At 67.6% G+C, this 18530-nt stretch carries 17 protein-coding genes and 1 tRNA gene; 13 read left to right on the forward strand and 5 right to left on the reverse strand.

Annotated elements, in window-relative coordinates; genetic code table 11:
* Positions 1-51: 51 nt before the first annotated feature.
* Positions 52-138: transfer RNA gene (locus MH112_RS04155), tRNA-Leu, on the reverse strand.
* Positions 139-288: 150 nt separating this feature from the next.
* Between MH112_RS04155 and MH112_RS04160 the strand changes: the two genes are divergently transcribed.
* Complete coding sequence (locus MH112_RS04160; protein WP_296564297.1) at positions 289-1269, forward strand: complex I NDUFA9 subunit family protein; 981 nt, start codon at positions 289-291, stop codon at positions 1267-1269.
* Here the strand turns inward: MH112_RS04160 and MH112_RS04165 are convergent.
* Complete coding sequence (locus MH112_RS04165) at positions 1221-2396, reverse strand: citrate synthase (protein WP_296564300.1); 1176 nt, start codon at positions 2394-2396, stop codon at positions 1221-1223. The genes MH112_RS04160 and MH112_RS04165 overlap by 49 nt on opposite strands.
* A gap of 85 nt (positions 2397-2481) precedes the next feature.
* On the opposite strand from MH112_RS04165, the gene MH112_RS04170 reads away from it, so the two are divergent.
* The 4 genes from MH112_RS04170 to queG all read left to right on the forward strand — a co-directional run bounded on the left by MH112_RS04170 (position 2482) and on the right by queG (position 6511).
* Positions 2482-3594, forward strand: coding sequence for a citrate synthase/methylcitrate synthase (locus MH112_RS04170; protein WP_296564302.1), 1113 nt, complete (start codon positions 2482-2484; stop codon positions 3592-3594).
* Positions 3595-3652: 58 nt separating this feature from the next.
* The gene (locus tag MH112_RS04175; protein ID WP_296564304.1) at positions 3653-4594 is read left to right on the forward strand and encodes a cation diffusion facilitator family transporter; all 942 of its coding nucleotides are present in this window, start codon (positions 3653-3655) and stop codon (positions 4592-4594) included.
* A 116-nt stretch (positions 4595-4710) separates the two neighbouring features.
* Positions 4711-5397, forward strand: coding sequence for a glutathione S-transferase family protein (locus tag MH112_RS04180; RefSeq protein WP_296564306.1), 687 nt, complete (start codon positions 4711-4713; stop codon positions 5395-5397).
* Positions 5378-6511, forward strand: coding sequence for a tRNA epoxyqueuosine(34) reductase QueG (gene queG, locus MH112_RS04185; RefSeq protein WP_296564308.1), 1134 nt, complete (start codon positions 5378-5380; stop codon positions 6509-6511). The genes MH112_RS04180 and queG overlap by 20 nt, the downstream gene beginning before the upstream one ends.
* A gap of 12 nt (positions 6512-6523) precedes the next feature.
* Here the strand turns inward: queG and MH112_RS04190 are convergent, their stop codons facing one another.
* Positions 6524-7054, reverse strand: coding sequence for an HAD family hydrolase (locus tag MH112_RS04190; protein WP_296564310.1), 531 nt, complete (start codon positions 7052-7054; stop codon positions 6524-6526).
* A gap of 49 nt (positions 7055-7103) precedes the next feature.
* Between MH112_RS04190 and MH112_RS04195 the strand changes: the two genes are divergently transcribed.
* The 4 genes from MH112_RS04195 (at position 7104) to MH112_RS04210 (ending at position 12042) form a co-directional block, all read left to right on the forward strand.
* Positions 7104-9032, forward strand: coding sequence for a dipeptide ABC transporter ATP-binding protein (locus MH112_RS04195; RefSeq protein WP_296564312.1), 1929 nt, complete (start codon positions 7104-7106; stop codon positions 9030-9032).
* A gap of 83 nt (positions 9033-9115) precedes the next feature.
* Positions 9116-10225: a GNAT family N-acetyltransferase gene (locus MH112_RS04200; protein WP_296564315.1), complete on the forward strand. Its 1110-nt coding sequence runs from the start codon at positions 9116-9118 to the stop codon at positions 10223-10225.
* 82 nt (positions 10226-10307) lie between these two features.
* On the forward strand, positions 10308-11516 hold the full coding sequence (locus tag MH112_RS04205; RefSeq protein WP_296564316.1) for a threonine ammonia-lyase: 1209 nt from the start codon (positions 10308-10310) through the stop codon (positions 11514-11516).
* Between the two features lie 43 nt (positions 11517-11559).
* Positions 11560-12042, forward strand: a complete 483-nt coding sequence (locus tag MH112_RS04210; RefSeq protein WP_296564319.1) for an FKBP-type peptidyl-prolyl cis-trans isomerase — start codon at positions 11560-11562, stop codon at positions 12040-12042.
* Positions 12043-12090: 48 nt separating this feature from the next.
* Here MH112_RS04210 and MH112_RS04215 read toward each other — a convergent pair whose 3' ends face one another.
* Positions 12091-13842 (reverse strand): ATP-binding protein, encoded by a 1752-nt coding sequence (locus MH112_RS04215; RefSeq protein WP_296564322.1) that lies wholly within the window; start codon positions 13840-13842, stop codon positions 12091-12093.
* Between the two features lie 199 nt (positions 13843-14041).
* On the opposite strand from MH112_RS04215, the gene argE reads away from it, so the two are divergent.
* Positions 14042-15217, forward strand: coding sequence for an acetylornithine deacetylase (gene argE / locus MH112_RS04220; protein WP_296564324.1), 1176 nt, complete (start codon positions 14042-14044; stop codon positions 15215-15217).
* Here the strand turns inward: argE and MH112_RS04225 are convergent.
* Positions 15177-16214, reverse strand: a complete 1038-nt coding sequence (locus tag MH112_RS04225) for a glycosyltransferase family 2 protein (protein WP_296564326.1) — start codon at positions 16212-16214, stop codon at positions 15177-15179. The genes argE and MH112_RS04225 overlap by 41 nt on opposite strands.
* Before the next feature lie 36 nt (positions 16215-16250).
* Between MH112_RS04225 and rfbC the strand changes: the two genes are divergently transcribed.
* Genes rfbC through MH112_RS04240 form a run of 3 tightly spaced genes read left to right on the forward strand, consistent with a single transcriptional unit; the run spans position 16251 to position 18522 of the window.
* Entirely contained in the window at positions 16251-16808 is a 558-nt protein-coding gene (gene rfbC / locus MH112_RS04230) for a dTDP-4-dehydrorhamnose 3,5-epimerase (protein WP_296564329.1), read from the forward strand.
* The gene (locus MH112_RS04235; RefSeq protein ID WP_296564333.1) at positions 16808-17644 is read left to right on the forward strand and encodes an acyl-CoA thioesterase II; all 837 of its coding nucleotides are present in this window, start codon (positions 16808-16810) and stop codon (positions 17642-17644) included. The genes rfbC and MH112_RS04235 overlap by 1 nt, the downstream gene beginning before the upstream one ends.
* A 59-nt stretch (positions 17645-17703) precedes the next feature.
* The gene (locus MH112_RS04240) at positions 17704-18522 is read left to right on the forward strand and encodes a crotonase/enoyl-CoA hydratase family protein (RefSeq protein ID WP_296564334.1); all 819 of its coding nucleotides are present in this window, start codon (positions 17704-17706) and stop codon (positions 18520-18522) included.
* Positions 18523-18530 lie beyond the last annotated feature (8 nt).

Here is an 18530-nt window from a genome sequence, read left to right on the forward strand (position 1 = left end):
GGATCAGGGAAACCTGAGGAAAATCAACAAGAACAACACCCTAACTGAGGGTGGTGCCCAGGAGAGGACTCGAACCTCCACGGCCGTTAAGCCACTGGCACCTGAAGCCAGCGCGTCTACCAATTCCGCCACCTGGGCCCGGTCCGTCGGATCGGGAGGCGGGACTACTAGGGAAAAGCCAGACGGGCGTCAACGGACGTTTTGCTGGGACGTGGAACTCGCATTGCAGCAGGGGTCGGCATCGTCTATCCGGGCGGCTCAGGAAGTTTAGATATCGACAGGCTGGCCATGCAGGATCTCGTCACCGTCTTCGGCGGATCGGGCTTTGTGGGAAGTCAGGTGGTTCGGGCCCTGGCCCGCGCCGGACACCGGGTCCGGGTGGCCGTGCGCCAGCCGGGGCGCGCGCACGACCTGCTGATGTTGGGGGATGTGGGCCAGATCCAGGTGGTTCAGGCCAATATCCGCGATCCTGACTCCGTGGCCCGCGCCCTGGATGGGGCCCAGGCCTGCGTCAATCTGGTGGGGGTGCTCTATGAGAGCGGCCGCCAGAAGTTCGCCAGCCTGCACACCGAGGGCGCGGCCAATGTCGCACAGGCGGCCAAGGCGGCGGGGATCAGCCGCATGGTCCAGGTCTCGTCCATTGGCGCGGACGCCGGCAGCCCTTCAGCCTATGCCCGCACCAAGGCGGCGGGCGAAGCCGCTGTGCGCGAGGCCCTGCCCCAGGCGGTAATCCTGCGGCCCTCCATCGTGTTCGGGCCAGAAGACGACTTCTTCAACCGCTTCGCCGCCATGGCGGTGCTCTCCCCGGCCCTGCCGCTGATTGGCGGCGGCCAGACCCGCTTCCAGCCGGTGTTTGTCGGGGACGTGGCCCGGGCCGTGGCCGTGGCACTCAGCGACCCCGCCTGCGCCGGCAAGACCTATGAGCTGGGCGGACCAGCCATCCTGACCTTCCGCCAGCTCCTGGAGCTGGTGCTCAGCGAGACCCAGCGCCGGCGGCTGCTTCTGCCCCTGCCCTTCCCCATTGCCAATCTCATCGGCCAGGTGGGCAACCTGATGGCCCTGACCCCGATCGCCCCGCCGCTGACCACCGACCAGGTGGCGCAGCTGAAGGTCGACAATGTGGCCGACAAGGCCCTGCCCGGCCTGAGCGACCTGGGGATCGAAGGCACGGCGGTGGAGTCGGTGGTGGGCACCTATCTCTACCGCTACCGCAAGGGCGGTCAGTTCGCCGAGACCCCTGAAGTCGACAAGGGCGTCACCCCCACATAGCGCGCCCGCGGCCGGATCAGGTCACCGGTCTGCATTTGCTCGATGGCGTGGGCGATCCAGCCGGCGCAGCGCGCTACCGCGAACAGAGCGAACGGGGCCTCCTTCGGCAGGGCCAGCCCCTGTGACAGGGCTGCCAGGGCAAAATCCACATTGGGCCGCTGTCCCGTCGCGCCTTCCACCGCGATCTTCAGGGCCGTGAGTTCAGCCGCAGGCTCGAGGCGGGCCAGCAACGCCTGGGCCCTTGGATCACCTTCCGGATAGAGGGCGTGGCCAAAGCCCGGCAGGCTGCGATCCTGCGCCAGACGCGCGGCGATGGCTGCGGCCGGCCCCTGCTCGGCGGCCTCGAAGGCCAGGGCCCGCACTGCGTCGCCCGCGCCCCCATGGCGAGGCCCCGACAGGGCGGCCAGTCCCGCGAGACTGGCGGCCGACAGCGAGGCCCCGGTGGACGCCGCCACCCGGGCGGCGAAGGTTGAGGCGTTCAACTCGTGATCGGCCAGCAGCACTAGGGCCTGGCGGATCAGGTCTGCGCCGCCGTCCCCCCGGGCGCAGCCCCAGGCCTGGGCGAGACGCTCATGGATCGGGCCGCTTGCCGCCGCCCCCGCCACCGCATCGGTGAGAATATCAAGCAGGGTCGCGGCCTCCACCGCCAGGGCCAGCGGGTGGCGACCCAGGGCGGGGGGATCAAGTCCGGCCCGCTGGGCCAGGGCGGCAAAGGCCCTGGCGCGCATGTCCGGGCCCGGGGGCGGGGCGCCCCGCTCGCTGCGTTTCAGCGCTGCACCGTCGCCTCCGCGCAGCAGCCGCGCCACAGCCTCCAGGGTGTGGGTTTCGGCCAACACAGCGGCGTCCCGGCCCCGGTACCAGAGCCGCCCGTCGGCTACCGTGGTGATGGCTGAGCCCAGCACAGGCTCCCCCCAGGCGATGGCGCCGGCGGCGACGGCCGCAGCCTTACGCCCCCGGGTCTTGCGCTCGGCCAGGGCCGCCACGTCGGCGGCGCGATAGAGACTGCGGCGGGGATCGGCGGGATCAGGCTTGGCGCTCAGCCGGCCCCGGCTGGCATAGGCATAGAGGGTCTGGCTGCGGACATTGAGCCGGGCGCAGGCCAGTTCGGCGGAGATCCAGTCCGTCATGAAGTTAAGTTGATTATATTGATCAAGATTGACGGAGAAGTCTGAGCCTCCAGATCGTTAGGGGCAAGTCAGAACTGGAGTCCCCATGAACGCCCACACCCCCGCGCCGCCCGCCCCCGAAGGTCTCGAAGGCGTCGTCGCCGCCCGCACCGTCCTGTCGGAGGTGGATGGCCAGGCCGGTCGTCTCATTATCCGGGGCCGCTCCCTGGACGATCTGATCGGGCAGACCAGGTTCGAGGACCTGGTGAGTCTGCTATTTGAGGGGTTCTATGAGGACTTGCCTGCGGATCTGACCGCAGCCCTGGGGGTCGCCCGAAGCGAAGTGTTCGCCGAGGTAAGGCACCTGGACACTGACCTCGCCGCCCAGGCGCCCGTGGAGGCGGTCCGTGCCCTCATGGCCCGGCTGGCCGATGGGGATGACCTCCCCACTGCCCTGCGCCTGATCGCCGCGCCAGCGGTGTTCACCCCAGCGGTGATCCGTGTTCAAGCCGGCCAGGCGCCAATCCCCCCGGATCCTGCCTCGCCCCATGCCGTCGACATCCTTCGGATGCTGACCGGGACCCCGCCCTCGCAGACGCAGGCCGCTGGTCTGGACGCCTATCTAGTGACGGTGGCCGACCATGGCCTCAATGCCTCGACCTTCGCCGCACGGGTGGTGGCCTCGACGCGGGCGGGGCTGACCTCGGCGGTCCTGGCGGGGCTCAGCGCCCTGAAGGGGCCCTTGCATGGGGGCGCCCCGGGTCCGGTCATCGAGATGCTGGACGGGATCGGGCAGCCGGAAAACGCCCGGGCCTGGATCGAGGGTGCCCTGGCCCGAGGCGAACGTCTGATGGGGTTTGGCCACCGGATCTACCGGGTGCGCGATCCCCGGGCCGACGCCCTGAAGGGCCCCGTCCGCGCCCTGGCGGCCAGCGCCGGGGTCCGTCCTGGGCGGGTGGCCTTCGCCGAGGCCGTCGAGGCCGCCGCCCTGGACATCCTCAGGACCCACAAGCCCGACCGGCCCCTGGACACCAATGTGGAGTTCTATACTGCGCTGCTGCTGGAGGCCCTGGACTTCCCGCCCAAGGCCTTCACCTGCGTCTTCGCCATGGGCCGGGTGGCGGGATGGCTGGCCCATGCCCGCGAGCAGCTGGCCACCGGTCGGCTGGTGCGGCCCCAGTCGGTCTATGTGGGGCCAGAGCCGCGCCAGGGGAGCTGAGGCCAGCCGTCGGCAAATCGCCCTGTGTCGGGGGCCGGCCTGGGTTTAGGATCAGGGGATGTCCACCCCTGCTCCTACCGCCCTGGCGCCGGCTCAGGTCGCCGACCAGACCCGCAAGATCACCCTCCTGGCGGTGGCCGTCGCCGTGGCCCTGGTGGCGCTGAAGGCCGGCGCGTGGCTGGCCAGCGGCTCTGTGGCGCTGCTGGCGTCCCTGGCGGACTCCAGCCTGGACCTGATCGCCTCACTCATTACCTTCTTCGCCGTGCGCTACGCCGTGGTGCCGCCAGACGCCGAGCACCGCTTTGGCCACGGTAAGGCCGAAGCCTTCGCCAGCCTGATGCAGGCGGGCCTGGTCTTCGCCTCCGCCGCCCTGGTCGGGCGGGAGTCTATCGCCAGCCTGCTCAATCCCCAGCCGATCAGCCACGGCGGCTGGGCCATGGGGGTGATGGTCGCCTCCATCGTCCTGACGGGATTGCTGATCACGGCCCAGACACGGGTTCTGCGCCAGACCCAGTCGGTGGCCGTCTCCGGCGACCGGGCGCACTATGTATCGGATCTGGCCTCCAACCTCGCCGCCCTGGTGGGCATCGGCGGTGCGGCCTTGCTAGGCCTGAACAGGCTGGACGGGGTGGCCGGTCTCGTGGTCTGCGGCCTGCTGATCTGGGCAGCCATCGGCGTGTTCCGGCAGGCAGCAGACCAGCTCATGGACCACGAACTGCCCGAATCCCAGCGGGCCCTGATCGTCCAGCTCATGACCCAGGACCCGCGCCTGAGCGACATTCATCAGCTGCGCACCCGGGCGTCTGGCCCCTATGTGCACATCCAGATGCATGCCGACCTTGATCCCGCGCTCAGCCTGGAGGCCGCCCACCAGGTGATTGTCGAGGCCGAACATCGGCTGCTGGCGCACTTTCCTGCCGCTGACATCCTGATTCACGCCGATCCACGGGGCCATGCCGAACCCCATGGGGGAGTGTTTGCGCCGCCAAAGACAGGCTAAGGCACCCAAATTGAGGGACGGGCACGGCGCCCAGGGTTTCGTAAACGCGCCCTTAAGGCCCCGGCGCGTTAAACGGGTTCTGATCAAACTGTCCGGATTCACGGCGGAATGCCGGCATGAGCGTTCAACGCACCCTCTATCACTTCCCGCTCGACCCGGCCTCGCGGCAGGTCCGCCTGGCCCTGGGTGAAAAGCGCCTGGCCTTCGAGGATGTGGTCGTCCGCTATTGGGAACAGCCCGATGATCTCTCAGCGCTGAACCCCTCAGGTCTGACCCCTGTGCTGGTAGAGGAAGGCCCTGAGGGCCGGCTGGTCCTGTGCGAAAGCCGCGCCATCCTGGACTATCTGGAAGAACGCCACCCTGAGCCGGCCCTGCTGGGCCGTGAGGCCGCTGACCGGGCCGAGGCTCGACGCCTGCTGCAATGGTTTGACCGCAAGTTCGACTACGAGGTCGGCTCCTTCCTGCTGCACGAGAAGATGGAAAAGCGCCTGTTGCGTATGGGGGCGCCGGACCTCGCCGCCCTGCGCCGGGGTCGTGAGGCCCTGCGGATCCACCTGACCTATCTGGCCAGCCTGCTGGCGGAGCGGGACTGGCTGGCCGGGCGCAGGCTCAGCCTGGCCGATTTCGCCGGCGCGGCGCACCTGTCGGTGATCGACTATTTCGGCGACGTGCCCTGGCGGGACTTCGCCGCCGTCAAGACGTGGTACATGACGGTGAAATCCCGGCCCTGCTTCCGGCCGCTGCTCGCCGATCGGTGGCCGGGGCTCGCGCCTGCGGCCCACTATGACGACCTCGACTTCTGAGACCCCTGAACAGCTGATCTGCGCCCAGGCTCTGAGACTGGGCTTTGATGACTGCCGCCTGGCGCGGGCTGACCAGCCCTGGGCGGCGGGGGAGCGGCTGGCGGAGTTCATCGCCCAGGGCCGCCACGGCGAGATGACCTGGATGGAAACCACCCAGGTGCGTCGCGCACACCCCCAGGCCATGTGGGACGGCGCCCGCTCTGCGGTAATGCTGGGGATCAATTATGGGCCTGACCATGATCCCCGCGCGGTCCTGGATCAGCCCGACCGGGGCGCGATCTCGGTCTATGCCCAGGGATCGGACTATCACGACCTGATCAAGAAGCGGCTTAAGCAGCTGGCCAGCTGGATGGTGGAGACCTTTGGCGGGGAGGTGAAGGTGTTCGTCGACACCGCACCCCTGCTGGAAAAGCCCCTGGCCGAGGCGTCTGGCCTGGGCTGGCAGGGCAAGCACACCAATCTCGTCTCCCGTCAGTTTGGCTCCTGGCTGTTCATTGGGTCTGTGCTGACCTCCCTGGATCTGACCCCGGACGCCCCTGGCGAGGACGCCTGTGGGTCCTGCCAGGCCTGCCATGACGTCTGCCCGACGGGGGCCTTTCCAGCGCCCTACCAGCTGGATGCCCGGCGGTGTATTTCCTACCTGACCATTGAGCTGTCAGGGCCCATCCCCGCCGCGTTCCGCCCCGCCCTGGGCAACCGCATCTATGGCTGCGACGAATGCCTGGCCGTCTGCCCCTGGAACAAGTTCGCCCAGGACGCCCGCGAGCAACAGCTTCAGGCCAGGGCCATCCTGAAGGCCCCACGTCTGGCCGACCTGGTGAACCTTGATGACGCAGCCTTCAGAGCCCTGTTCACCAAGAGTGCGGTCAAACGCCTGGGCCGGCCCCGGTTCGTGCGCAATGTGCTCTATGCCATCGGCAACAGCGGCGACCCCGACCTGATCCCCGCGGTCCAGGCCAGGCTGGTGGACGAGGCGCCCGTCGTCAGGGGGGCCGCTGTATGGGCGCTCTCCCGGCTGCTGACCCCTGAGGCCTTTGTGGAGGTTCGGGCTCAAGCCCTGCCGGAGGAAGGCGACGAGGCCGTTCTGGCAGAGTGGGCCAAGACGCCCGCTTGATCGGCTGACCGGTCAGGGCAGGCGACCCTCTGCCTTGAGGAAAGCCAGGAGATCGCCCCCGGGGAACAGCAGACCCTCAACGCCCGCTCGACGGGCGGCCTCCAGGTCGCTTTCGCGGTCGCCGACCATGAAGGACGAGGCCCGATCGGTGGGCCAGTCGGCCATGGCCCGGAGCAGCATGCCAGGATTGGGCTTGCGATCGGGGGGGTCGGGATGGCGATAGACCTCCAGCAAAGCCTCGGGATGGTGCGGGCAGTGATAGAAGGCGTCGATCCGCAGACCCTCCGTCGCCAGATCGTCGACCATGGCCTGGTGCAGGGCGTGCATGTCGGCCTCGGCATAATAGCCCCGGCCAATCCCCGACTGGTTGGTGATCACCAGGACCCGCCAGCCGGCCCGGTTGAAGGCGCCGATCACCGCCCGGGCGCCGGGAATCCAGGCGAAGTCCGCCCAGCGGGAGACATAGCCATGGTCCACATTCAGCACGCCATCGCGGTCCAGGAATAGGGCGGGCCTGATGGTTTTCTGGGCGACGGCGGGCATCGGTGTTTCGGCAGCTCTTGCATGAGGTGGCGAGGAAATCCCCCGAGACATGCGGTTGTTTCACAAGCGGGCGGCGGCGGTCTATGGTCTCAATCGAACCGTTCTGGAGACCCTTGCCTTGACCGATCCCACGTCCCCGCCCGTGTCCGACACTGCCCTGCCGGTTCTGGCGATCGATGATCTGAAGGTGACCTTTGACACCCATGACGGCCAGGTGCAGGCCGTACGGGGGGTGAGCCTGAAGGTTGGGCGAGGTGAAACCCTGGGCGTGGTCGGCGAAAGCGGATCGGGCAAGAGCCAGACCTTCATGACAGTCATGGGCCTGTTGGCAGACAATGGCCGGGCCACGGGCTCGGTGCGCTTCCAGGGTCAGGAGATTCTCGGCCTGAAGCCCAAGGCGCTCAACCGCCTGCGCGGCTCGAAAATGACCATGATCTTCCAGGATCCCCTTACCGCCCTGACCCCCCACGTGCGGATTGGCGAGCAGATCGCCGAGCCCCTGAGGCTGCACCTGGGCCTTTCGGCCAGCGATGCCATGGCGCGGGCCCGCCAGTGGCTGGACCATGTCCGCATTCCCGACGCCGCCCGACGCCTGCGCCAGTATCCCCATGAACTGTCCGGGGGGATGCGCCAGCGGGTGATGGTCGCCGCCGCCATGGCCGGCGGCCCCGAGCTGCTGATCGCCGATGAGCCGACCACGGCCCTGGATGTGACCGTCCAGGCCGAGATCCTCGATCTGATGGCCGAGCTTGGCCGTGAGACCGGCACGGCCATGGTGCTGATCACCCACGACATGGGGGTCATCGCCCGCCTTGCCGATCGGGTCTGCGTGATGAAGGACGGGGCCTATGTGGAAGAGGGTCCGGTCCGAGACCTCTTCGCCACCCCCAAGGTCCAGTATACCCGCGACCTGCTGGACGCGATTCCCCGCCTGGACCGGGCCGATCGCGGCGGCCGGCCCACCGTCGCGCCGGTGGCCACCGATGCCCCGGTGATTGTCGAGGCCAAGGACGTCAAGGTCTGGTTCCCCATCCGCCAGGGCCTGTTGGGCGGCATGCGCCAACTGCGCGCGGTCGACGGGGTATCCTTCGATGTCCGCAAGGGCGAAACCCTGGGGGTCGTCGGTGAAAGCGGCTGCGGCAAGTCGACCCTGTCCCGGGCGGTGCTCAATCTGATCAAGCCCACCGACGGGGTGGTCACCCTGATGGGCCGGGACATTACCCATGCCCAGCGCCAGGAGATGCGGGCGGCCCGCAAGGATCTGCAGATCGTTTTCCAGGACCCCCTGGCCAGTCTCGACCCCCGCGTGACCATCGGCGACTCCATCGCCGAACCCCTGAAGATCTTCGCCCCGCAACTGAACCGGGATGACCGGGACGCCGAAGTGGCCGGCATGATGGCCCGGGTCGGGCTCTCGCCCGAGCTGATCAACCGCTATCCCCATGAGCTGTCAGGGGGACAGAACCAGCGGGTGGGCATCGCCCGAGCCATGATCTTGAAGCCCAAGCTGGTGATCTGTGACGAGGCGGTCTCGGCCCTGGACGTGTCGATCCGCGCCCAGATCATTGATCTGCTCATCGACCTGCAGAAGGAGATGGGCCTGGCCATGATCTTCATCAGCCACGACCTGGCGGTGGTCCGTGAGATCAGCCACCGGGTCATGGTGCTGTTCCTGGGTCGGGTGATGGAACTGGCCGACCGGGACAAGCTCTATGCCGATCCCCAACATCCCTATACCCGCGCCCTGCTCTCGGCCGCGCCGATCCCCGACCCCGAGCGCGAACGCAACCGTCAGCGGCTGAAGCTGACCGGCGAGCCGCCGAGCCCGATGGATCCGGGTGCCGCCCTGAGGTTCCTGCCCTCCCGCATCAGCCTTGACCCTCTGGCCCCGGTCTATGTTCCGCAGCTGAAGGAGGTGGCGCCTGGACATCTGGTCTCGGAGTTCGACTCCGACTGGGAAAAACGCGGCGCCGCGTGACCGGGAAACGGTTTTGGCAACGGGCCGGAAACTCTCTGGTGCGATGGTTGCGCCTGTTGCAACCGCGTCGAGCGCCCCTGTCCATGCCCGCCCCGCAGATCGAGGTGGTCCGACCTAAGGACCTTTCGCCGGCGCGGCTGGCCCGTTGGTCACAGCTCCAGGGGCAGCAGGACATCACCTATGACAGCCCTTTTCTGTCCCCCTACTGGGCAAGGGCGGTCGAGCGGGCGCAGGGTCGAGCCGCCGAGGGCGACCGCGGCGTCCGTGTCGCGGTGATCAGCCAGAACGGCGAAGATCAGGGTTTCATGGCCGTCCATGTGGGTGGGGCCACGGCCCTGCCGGCCGGAGCACCGCTCTGTGACTATCAGGGCCTTGTGGCGACGCCAGACCTTCAGGTGGGGGCCCGCGACATCATTGCCTCGCTGGGGGTCCAGCGCCTCGACTTCTGCCACATGCTCGACACCACCGGCCCCTTCCAGGGCTTCTCGCACGGCGGCGCCCTGTCCCACGTGGTCGAGATGGGGGGCGGCTATGAGGCCTACGCTGCCGAGCGGCGGGCCGCCGGGGTCGGTCTGCTGAAGGACTGCGACAAGAAACGCCGAAAGGCTGAGCGGGACCTTGGCCCCGTCACCTTCACCGCCTTCAGCCGCTCCTCCAGCGATTATGACCAGCTGATCGCCTGGAAGCGAGACCAGTTGCGGGCCACGGGTCAGTTCGACATCTTCCAGCCCGGTTGGACGAGGCGGCTGATCTCCGACATGTTCGACAGCCGCGACCCAGCCTTTGGCGGCGCCCTGTTTGCCCTGCATATCGGCGGCAAGCTGGCGGCGGTGCATCTCCATCTGCGGGGGGCGCGCACCCTCCATGGCTGGCTCATTGCCCACGATCCGGCCTTTGATCGCTATTCACCGGGCCTGCTGCTGTTCCAGGACATTCTGCGCTGGATGGAGTCGACCCCCTATTATCGTCTGGACCTCGGGGCAGGCGACTACCGGTTCAAGCACGAACTGGCCAACGCTCAAGTCAGCGTCGGCCACGGGTTCGTCGGCGTCATGTCGCCGGCCACCCTGTTACGCCAGGCCGCCTATAGTCTAAGGCGAGCGGCTGAGTCCCTTCCGCTGGGCGGCGTCTCGGAATTGCCCGGCAAGGCCATGCGCCGGCTCGACCGTCTGCGGGGCCTGCGCTCGGCCTGACATTGCGAAGGCGGGCTGCGCCCGATAGGTTGCCGGCCTTTCCGCCCCAGGCTAGGGCGGCCTCCCCGGACCTCCGATCCCCATGACGCTTTCCATCGACGACATCCGCGCCGCAGCCGATCGGCTGAACGGCCATATCGAGCGCACCCCGTGCCGCCTGTCGAAGACGCTGTCGGAGATTACCGGGGCTGAGGTGTGGGTGAAATTCGAGAACCTGCAGTTCACCGCCGCCTACAAGGAGCGTGGTGCCCTCAACAAGCTGTTGCAGCTCACCGAGGCTGAAAAGAAGCGCGGCGTGATCGCCGCTTCAGCCGGCAATCATAGCCAGGGCCTGGCCTATCATGCGGCGCGCCTGGGCATTCCGGTGACCATCGTCATGCCCCGCTCTACGCCCTTCGTGAAGGTTCAGCAGACCCGCGCGTTTGGGGCCGAGGTGGTCCTGGAGGGGGATGGCTATGACGACGCCTCGGGCAAGGCCAAGCAGATCTGCGAGGACCGGGACCTGGTCTTCGTACATCCCTTCAACGACCTGGACGTCATGGCCGGCCAGGGGACTGTGGCCCTGGAGATGCTGGAGGACGTGCCCGACCTGGACGTCTTGCCGATCCCCGTCGGCGGGGGTGGACTGATCGCCGGCTGCGCCACAGCGGCCAAGCATCTGAAGCCCGGCATCACCGTGATCGGCCTGGAGCCGGCCATGTATCCCTCGTTCACCGCCCGCATGCGCGGGGTGAACGGTGCCAGCGGGACGGGCGGGGCGACCATCGCCGAAGGCATCGCCGTCAAGCAGGTGGGGGATGTGAGCTATGGCGTCGCCCGCCCGCTCATTGATGAGGTGCTGCTGATCGAAGAGCCGTTCTTCGAGCGCGCTGTGGCCCTGTTCTGCAATGTGGAGAAGACCGTCGCCGAGGGCGCGGGCGCTGCGGCCCTGGCCGGTCTCCTGGCCTATCCCGAGCGGTTCCGCGGCAAGAAGGCCGGGGTGATCATCACCGGCGGCAATATCGACACCCGACTCTTGGCCTCGGTCCTGACCCGGGAGCTGGTGCGTGAGCAGCGCCTGGTGTCCCTGCGGATCATCGGGGACGACCGTCCAGGTCTGCTGGCCAATGTCTCGGCCATCATCGGCCAGATGGGTGCCAATATCGTCGAGGTGGCCCATAACCGCCTGGCCCTGGACGTACCCGCCAAGGGGGCCGAATTCGACATCATGATCGAGACCCGGGACGCCACCCACACCCAGGAAATCATGGAAGCCCTGCGCGAGCGGGGCTATCCCCCTCGCGCCGTCTGAACCCCTTTCCTCGCCAAGCCTAGCTTTCCCAAGGATGCCCAAAATGTTCGCCCCGCTCGTCGCCCTGGCTGCAGCCCTGGCCCTGGTCGCCTGTTCCCCGCAGGGGGGCGAGACGGCCACCGAGGCCAAGGCGTTCATGGAAGCCAACGCCAAGCGGAAAGGCGTCGAGACCCTGCCGTCGGGGGTCCAATACGAGGTGGTGCGTTCAGGCCCGCCCGAGGGGCTGAAGCCGACCCGGGCCGACGAGGTCAAGGTTCATTACGAGGGTAAGCTCGCCACCGGCGAGGTGTTCGATTCTTCCTATGAGCGCGGGGTGCCGGCCGCCATGCCCCTGTCTGGCCTGATCTCGGCCTGGCTCGAAGTGCTGCCTCTGATGCGGCCCGGGGACGAGTGGATCATCACCGTCCCCCCGGAGATGGGCTATGGCGAAACCGGGCAGGGGCCCATCCCGCCCAACAGCGTGCTGATCTTCCGCATCGAATTGATCGATGTGCTGCCCGGGCCAGGTCGGGTCGGACAGGGCTGATCCCGACACCGGCTCGCCGGCGGGGTCACGTCATTGGGCCGGACCGGGTCAGGCCGACCTCACCGGGGCTGCGTCGACCCCGGCCATCGCTGAATCAAGGGCCTCATAAAGCCGGCGGACCTCGATGGGCTTGCTCACATGTCCGTCCATACCCACGGCCAGGAGCGCATCCACCTGGTGGGCCATGGCGTCGGCAGAGACCCCCAGGATCCGGGTGCGGCGGCGACCTGAGGCGCGCTCGCGCGCGCGGATCGCCGTGGTGGCGGCGATACCGTCCATGACCGGCATGCGCACATCCATCAGGATCAAATCCCAGTCTCCGCTCTCCCAGGCGCTGACGGCGGCAGCACCATCCTCGACCATGACCGGCTCAATGCCCAGGGGACCGAGAAAGGCGCGCAGGACAATCTGGTTGACGGCCCCGTCCTCCGCCACAAGGACCCTCAGCCTCGACATATCCCCTTGCGGCACCTCAGGACCGGGTTCTAGGCGGGGGGCGCTATCGCCAATGCGGATCAGGGGAATGGACAGAGTGAAGATCGACCCTTCTCCCGGTGTGCTCGACACCTCCAGACTCCCGCCCATGAGAGCACAGAGCTCGCGGGAAATGGCTAGACCGAGGCCAGTCCCCCCATGGCGCCGAGAGGTCGAGGGGTCCAGCTGGGCAAACCGGACAAACAGACCCTTGATCTCGTCCGGGGTCATTCCTGGGCCGGTATCTTCGACCCAAAGGCGCAGGCCGGCCGGGTCCATGGCGGCACCCAGGGTGATCTGACCCTGGTCGGTGAATTTCACTGCATTGGACACCAGATTGAAGATCACCTGGCGAAGTCGGTTGGGGTCTCCCTGAAACCGTCCTCGGACGCCCTCGTCCAACACCAGCTCCAGCCCGACCCCTCTGGCCTCGGCCAAGGGGGCGAAGGTGGCCTGGGTAGACCCCAGTATGTCTTCCAGCTCGAAGGGGACCGCCTCCACCGCCATCTGGCCGGCCTCGATCTTCGACAGGTCCAGGACATTGTTCAGCAGGGCAAGCAGGGCCTCCCCAGACTCCGAGATCACCTCCAGGCGCTCCCGCTGCGGCAGGGTCAGGGTGTCGCGAGCCATCACCTGGCTCATGCCCAGCACGCCGTTCAGGGGGGTGCGGATCTCATGACTGATATTGGCCAGGAAGGCGCTCTTGGCGGCATTGGCCGCCTCGGCCACCCGTTCCTGGGCCAGGGCCTGATCCCGGGCGTCGGCCAGGGCATGTTCAATGGCCTCCCGGTGCAAGGCGGCTTCAAGCACATAGGCGAACATGCTGATCACGGCGATCGCGGCGACAAGGACCTGCAGCCATGAACTATGATGCTCGCTAAACAGCAGACCTGCCGCCGTCACGACCCCAATGGCGGCCAGGGCCGACCCACTGATCAGCCGGGAAGCTGGCAGCTCGGCGGCGGCGCTCAGGGCGACCGCGCCGACCATGGCCATGGCAGCCACTGAAGCGGTCTCGTCTCCGGTCAACAGGAGGGCCAGCGGCATGGTGCCGTAGCCCAGGGTCTTGACCAAGGTAAAAAGGGCCAGGGTCGTTTCCGCCCTGGGGCCGGGGACAGGACCGGCGAGCAGCCGACTGCAGACAATATGGTTGGCCAGCAGCAAGCCCAGCATGACCCCCGCCCAGGCGACGGAAAAGGTCAGGTCCAGCCACACTAAGCTTCCCCCCGCCGCCAGGAGCGTCAGGGGCAGGATGACGCGGGTGTCGCGCTTGCGAAACCTCGCCACATCGACCCATCGGGGCTCACAGGTGGACTTAAAGGTCATGGATGGAACTCTGAACAAAGACCTGAGGAAGGACTTCAGGACACCTGTTGATGCGGAATCGAACTTAACTGTGTGTGAAATCGACCGATTGGCCGCCAAAATTGGTGCAAGGTGGGCATGTTTGGTCCCCATTTTGGGCAGTCTTCTGACTTGCGCATCCCGACTGGAGCCATGACGCGCGTCGGTCTAGGCTAGGTTCATGTCATCCCAAACGCTGACCCCCCGCGCCCTTGAGATCCTTGAGCGGCTGGTGGCCTTCGACACCACCTCACGGCTGTCCAACCTGGCTCTGATCGAATGGGTCGAGGCCTATCTCGACGGTCATGGGGTGCCCCACCGCCGGGTGCCCAATGCCGAAGGCACCAAGTCCAATCTGATCGCCACCATCGGTCCGAACCTGGCCGGCGGGGTGGTGTTGTCAGGTCATACCGACGTGGTGCCCGTGGATGGCCAGCCCTGGAGCTCTGATCCGTTCCAGGTGACGGCGCGGGACGGACGGCTCTATGGCCGGGGAACCTGTGACATGAAGGGCTTCCTGGCCCTGTCCCTGGCCGCGGTCCCCGACCTCCTGGCCGCCGCCCCCAAGAAGCCGGTGCACCTGGCCTTCTCCTATGACGAGGAGGTGGGCTGTATCGGCGCCCCGGACATGATCCGCATCATTGCCCGCGAACTGCCCAGGCCGTCGCTGGTGGTGGTGGGGGAGCCCACCAACATGGAGGCGGTCAGCGGCCACAAGGGCATCGACACCTTCCGGGTCACCGTGCGCGGCCATGAGGCCCATTCCAGCCAGACCCAGCTGGGCGCCTCGGCCAATATGGTCGCCATCCGGCTGATGGGGATGCTGTGCGACCTGGCCGAGGAGCTGGAGCGGGACGCCGATCCGGCCTCGCCCTTCACGCCCAGGCACGCCACCCTGACCGTCGGCCAGGTGAATGGCGGCACGGCGGTGAACATCCTCGCCCGGGAATGTGTCTTCCTGTTCGACCTGCGCAGTCCGCCGGGGCTGAACCCCCAGGCGGTGCTCGCCCCATTCTTTGCCCGGTGCGCGGCGATGGACGCTGAGCTCAAGGCGCGGTTCCCCGACGCCGGGGTCGAGGTGGCGCAGCGGTCCCATACCCCGCCCCTGGCGCCGGAAAACCAGGGGGTCGCCGAGGCCTTCGCCCGGCGGCTGGCGGGGGACAATGGGCCCTCCCGGGTGGTGGCCTTCGCCGCCGAGGCCGGTCAGTTCCAGGAGGCGGGCTTCTCCACCGTGATCTGTGGCCCCGGTTCTATCGACCAGGCCCATCAACCCGACGAATTCGTGGAAGTCTCTCAGATGGAGCGGGGCGGGGCGTTCATGGCGCGCCTCGTCGACTGGGCCGCAGCGGGCGAATGACGGCCCGCCGGCCCGAGAGGTCCCTCGGGTCCCAGGTCATGGCCCGGGCGATCTGAAGGGCGGAGGCCTTGCGGCCCTTCTGGATCACGCGGCGGCGGTTCCAGACCGGACCCAGACCCGCCAGCGCGGCCTTGAATCCCCGCCAGGTGACCCCCAGCAACGGACGGTTCTGCGGTCGCAGGCTGATCACCGCAAACGCCAGCAGGTGCAGGGGCAAAACCAGGGGCAGGAGCAGACCCGGGGTGTCCTGGATCAGCACCCAGAAGCGGTTGCGCACCCCGTGAAAGACCGCGAAGTCCGACTTTGGGCCCCCTGAGGTGGCCGAGCCCTCATGGGCCACCACCGCGGCGGGGACCAGCAGGGTCGGCTCCCCGGCCAGCTGTAGCCGATAGCCAAAGTCCACGTCCTCGCAATAGCAGAAGAAACGCTCCTCCAGTCCCCCCATGGCCCGGAACAGGGCGAGGTCGACCATCATCGCCGCACCGCAAGGGGAGAACACTTCACCCTCCGGCGCATCACCGAGATCGGGGTTGAGATAGCCCCCGCGATAGGGGATGGCCGGCCCGGACATGACATCCCCCAGCCCATCCAGCAGCGTGCGGTCATGGGCCATCACCTGGCGGGAGGTGAAGGCGCGGACCTTGGGATGGCGGGCGGCCGCCGCCGTCAGCTGTTCCAGCCAGTCGGGGTCAGGATAGGCGTCGGGATTGAGCAGGACCAGCCAGCGGCCCCGGGCGGCCTGGGCCCCCAGATTGACCCCGGCGGCGAAGCCGAGATTGGCCCCCGCCTCAATCACCCGGGCAAAGGGATGACCCCGCGCCGCCCCATGGGCTTCCCCCTGCGGCGAGGCGTTATTGACGATCAGCAGTTCGAAGTCTGTGAAGCTCTGCCCCGCCAGGGCTTTAACGCAAGCCGGCAGGCTTTCGGCACTGTTATAGGCGACGATGACCACGCTAAGCGACGGGGGCGCCTTGTCTTCGCCGGTCGGCTCGTTCATGCGAAGGCGCGCTCCCACATCGACTCGCAGAGTTCCATGACCGCCATCACGCCGCTCTCCCTGCCCGAGGTTCTGCTTATCACGCCCAAGCGCCATGGCGATGCCCGGGGCTGGTTTGCCGAGACCTGGAGCCGGCGGACCCTAGGCGAGGCCGGGGTGACCTGCGATTTCGTTCAGGACAACCAGGCCTTCAATGCCAAAAAGGGCACGGTACGTGGCCTGCATTTCCAGACCGCCCCTCACCCCCAGGCCAAGCTGGTCCGGGTCCTGCGCGGGGCGATCTATGACGTCGCCGTGGACGTGCGCGCCGGATCGGCCACCTTTGGCCAGTGGGTTGGTGCCAAGCTCACGGCCGAGGGCGGCGAGCAGCTGCTGGTTCCCCGGGGCTTTGCCCATGGCTACTGCACCCTCACCGACGACTGTGAGCTGTTCTACAAGGTCGATGGCCTCTATGCGCCGGAGTGCGAAGGCGGGGTGATCTGGAACGATCCGGACCTGGCCATCGACTGGCCGGTGGATGCGGCTGAGGCGATCACCTCGGACAAGGACAAGATCCTGCCCCGCCTGAAGGACATGCCGGAGGCCCGCTTCTGATGTCGGATACGCAGAACGAACTGGTTGAGATTCTCAACCTCGAACAGATCGAACAGGACCTCTATCGCGGCCTGACCCCGGCCCGGGAAGGTCGGCGGATCTATGGGGGCCAGGTGGTGGCCCAGGCCCTGACGGCGGCCTATCGCACCATCGAGGGCCGGCTATGCCACTCGATGCATTCCTATTTCATACGCCCGGGCGACCCGTCGATTCCGATCCTGTTCCAGGTGGACAGGGCCCGTGACGGGGGCACCTTTTCCGTGCGCCGGGTGACCGCCATCCAGAACGGCAAGCAGATCTTCAACCTGGCCGCCTCGTTCCAGGTCCCGGAAGACGGCTTCGAGCACCAGGACCAGGCACCAGTGGTCCCCGCCCCTGAGGATCTGCTCAATGAGGAACAGCTGCGCGAGGCCGACGGGCTTCCCCCCCGGGACCGGGACTGGCCGGTGGAGGTGCGCCCCATCGATCCTCAGCGGCATAACCAGACCGAGCCCATGGCCCCGCTCTACAATGTCTGGTTCAAGGCCCGGCAATCTGTTGGCCCCGACGTGGCGGTCAATCAATGCGCGCTGGCCTATGGCTCGGACATGAGCCTGCTGGACGCCAGCCTTCGGCCTCACCCGGTTCCCCATGGGGCGTTGCAGGTGGCCAGCCTCGACCACACCCTGTGGTTCCACCGCCCCAGCGATTTCTCGGACTGGCACCTCTATGTGCAGGACAGCCCGTCGGCCTCTGGGGGTCGGGGCTTCAACCGGGGCTCGATCTTTGACCGCCAGGGCCGGCTGGTGGCCTCGGCGACCCAGGAAGCCCTGATCCGCCATCGCCCGCCGGCCTGATCCGTGACAGTCTTTCCCCGACACCGGCGCTGAAGCCGGGAGACAGCGGGAGGATGCTCATGAACGATCGGGTGACGGTGGAGATCTCAGGCGGCGTCGCTGACGTGCGCATGGTCCGCACCGACAAGATGAACGCCCTGGACGACGCCATGTTCTCGGCCCTGATCGAGACCGGCGAAGCCTTGAAGACCACGCCCGGCATCCGCGCGGTGGTTCTGTCCGGCGAAGGTCGCGCCTTCTGCGCGGGTCTGGACATGGGCTCCTTTGCGGCCATGGCCTCGGGCGAGCGCCGGGCCAACACCGCCGATGGCCAGTCCCTCCTGACCCCGCAGCGGACACCGGGGGGGTCAAACCGCGCCCAGCAGGCTGTGATGGTCTGGCGCGAGCAGCCGGTTCCGGTGATCGCCGCCATCCACGGGGTGGCGTTCGGTGGCGGCTTCCAGCTGGCCCTGGCGCCCGACATGCGCTTCGTCACCCCCGATACCCGCATGGCGGTCATGGAGATCAAGTGGGGCCTGGTGCCCGACATGGGCGGTTTGGTGCTGATGCGTCATCTGGCCAGGGGCGATGTCATCCGCGACCTCACCTATTCCGGCCGGATCTTCGACGGTGAGGAAGCCTACCGGCTGGGGTTCGCCACCCGGCTGTGCGCCGACCCCCGGGCCGAGGCCCTGGCCTATGCCGCCGAGATCGCCGCCAAGAGCCCCACCGCCATTCGCGGCGCCAAGCGGCTCATCGAGCTCGCCGAAACCCCCGCCACTCAACATGAGATCCTGCTGGCCGAGAGCGCCGAGCAGGGGGCGGTGATCGGCACCCCGAACCAGAAGGAGAGCGTCATGGCCAATATGGAAAAGCGCGCTCCAGTTTTCGCCGACTGAGGCTGGCC

Origin of the sequence: Phenylobacterium sp. (assembly GCF_022402485.1) — a bacterium.
In the GTDB taxonomy this organism is placed as follows: Bacteria; Pseudomonadota; Alphaproteobacteria; order Caulobacterales; family Caulobacteraceae; genus Phenylobacterium.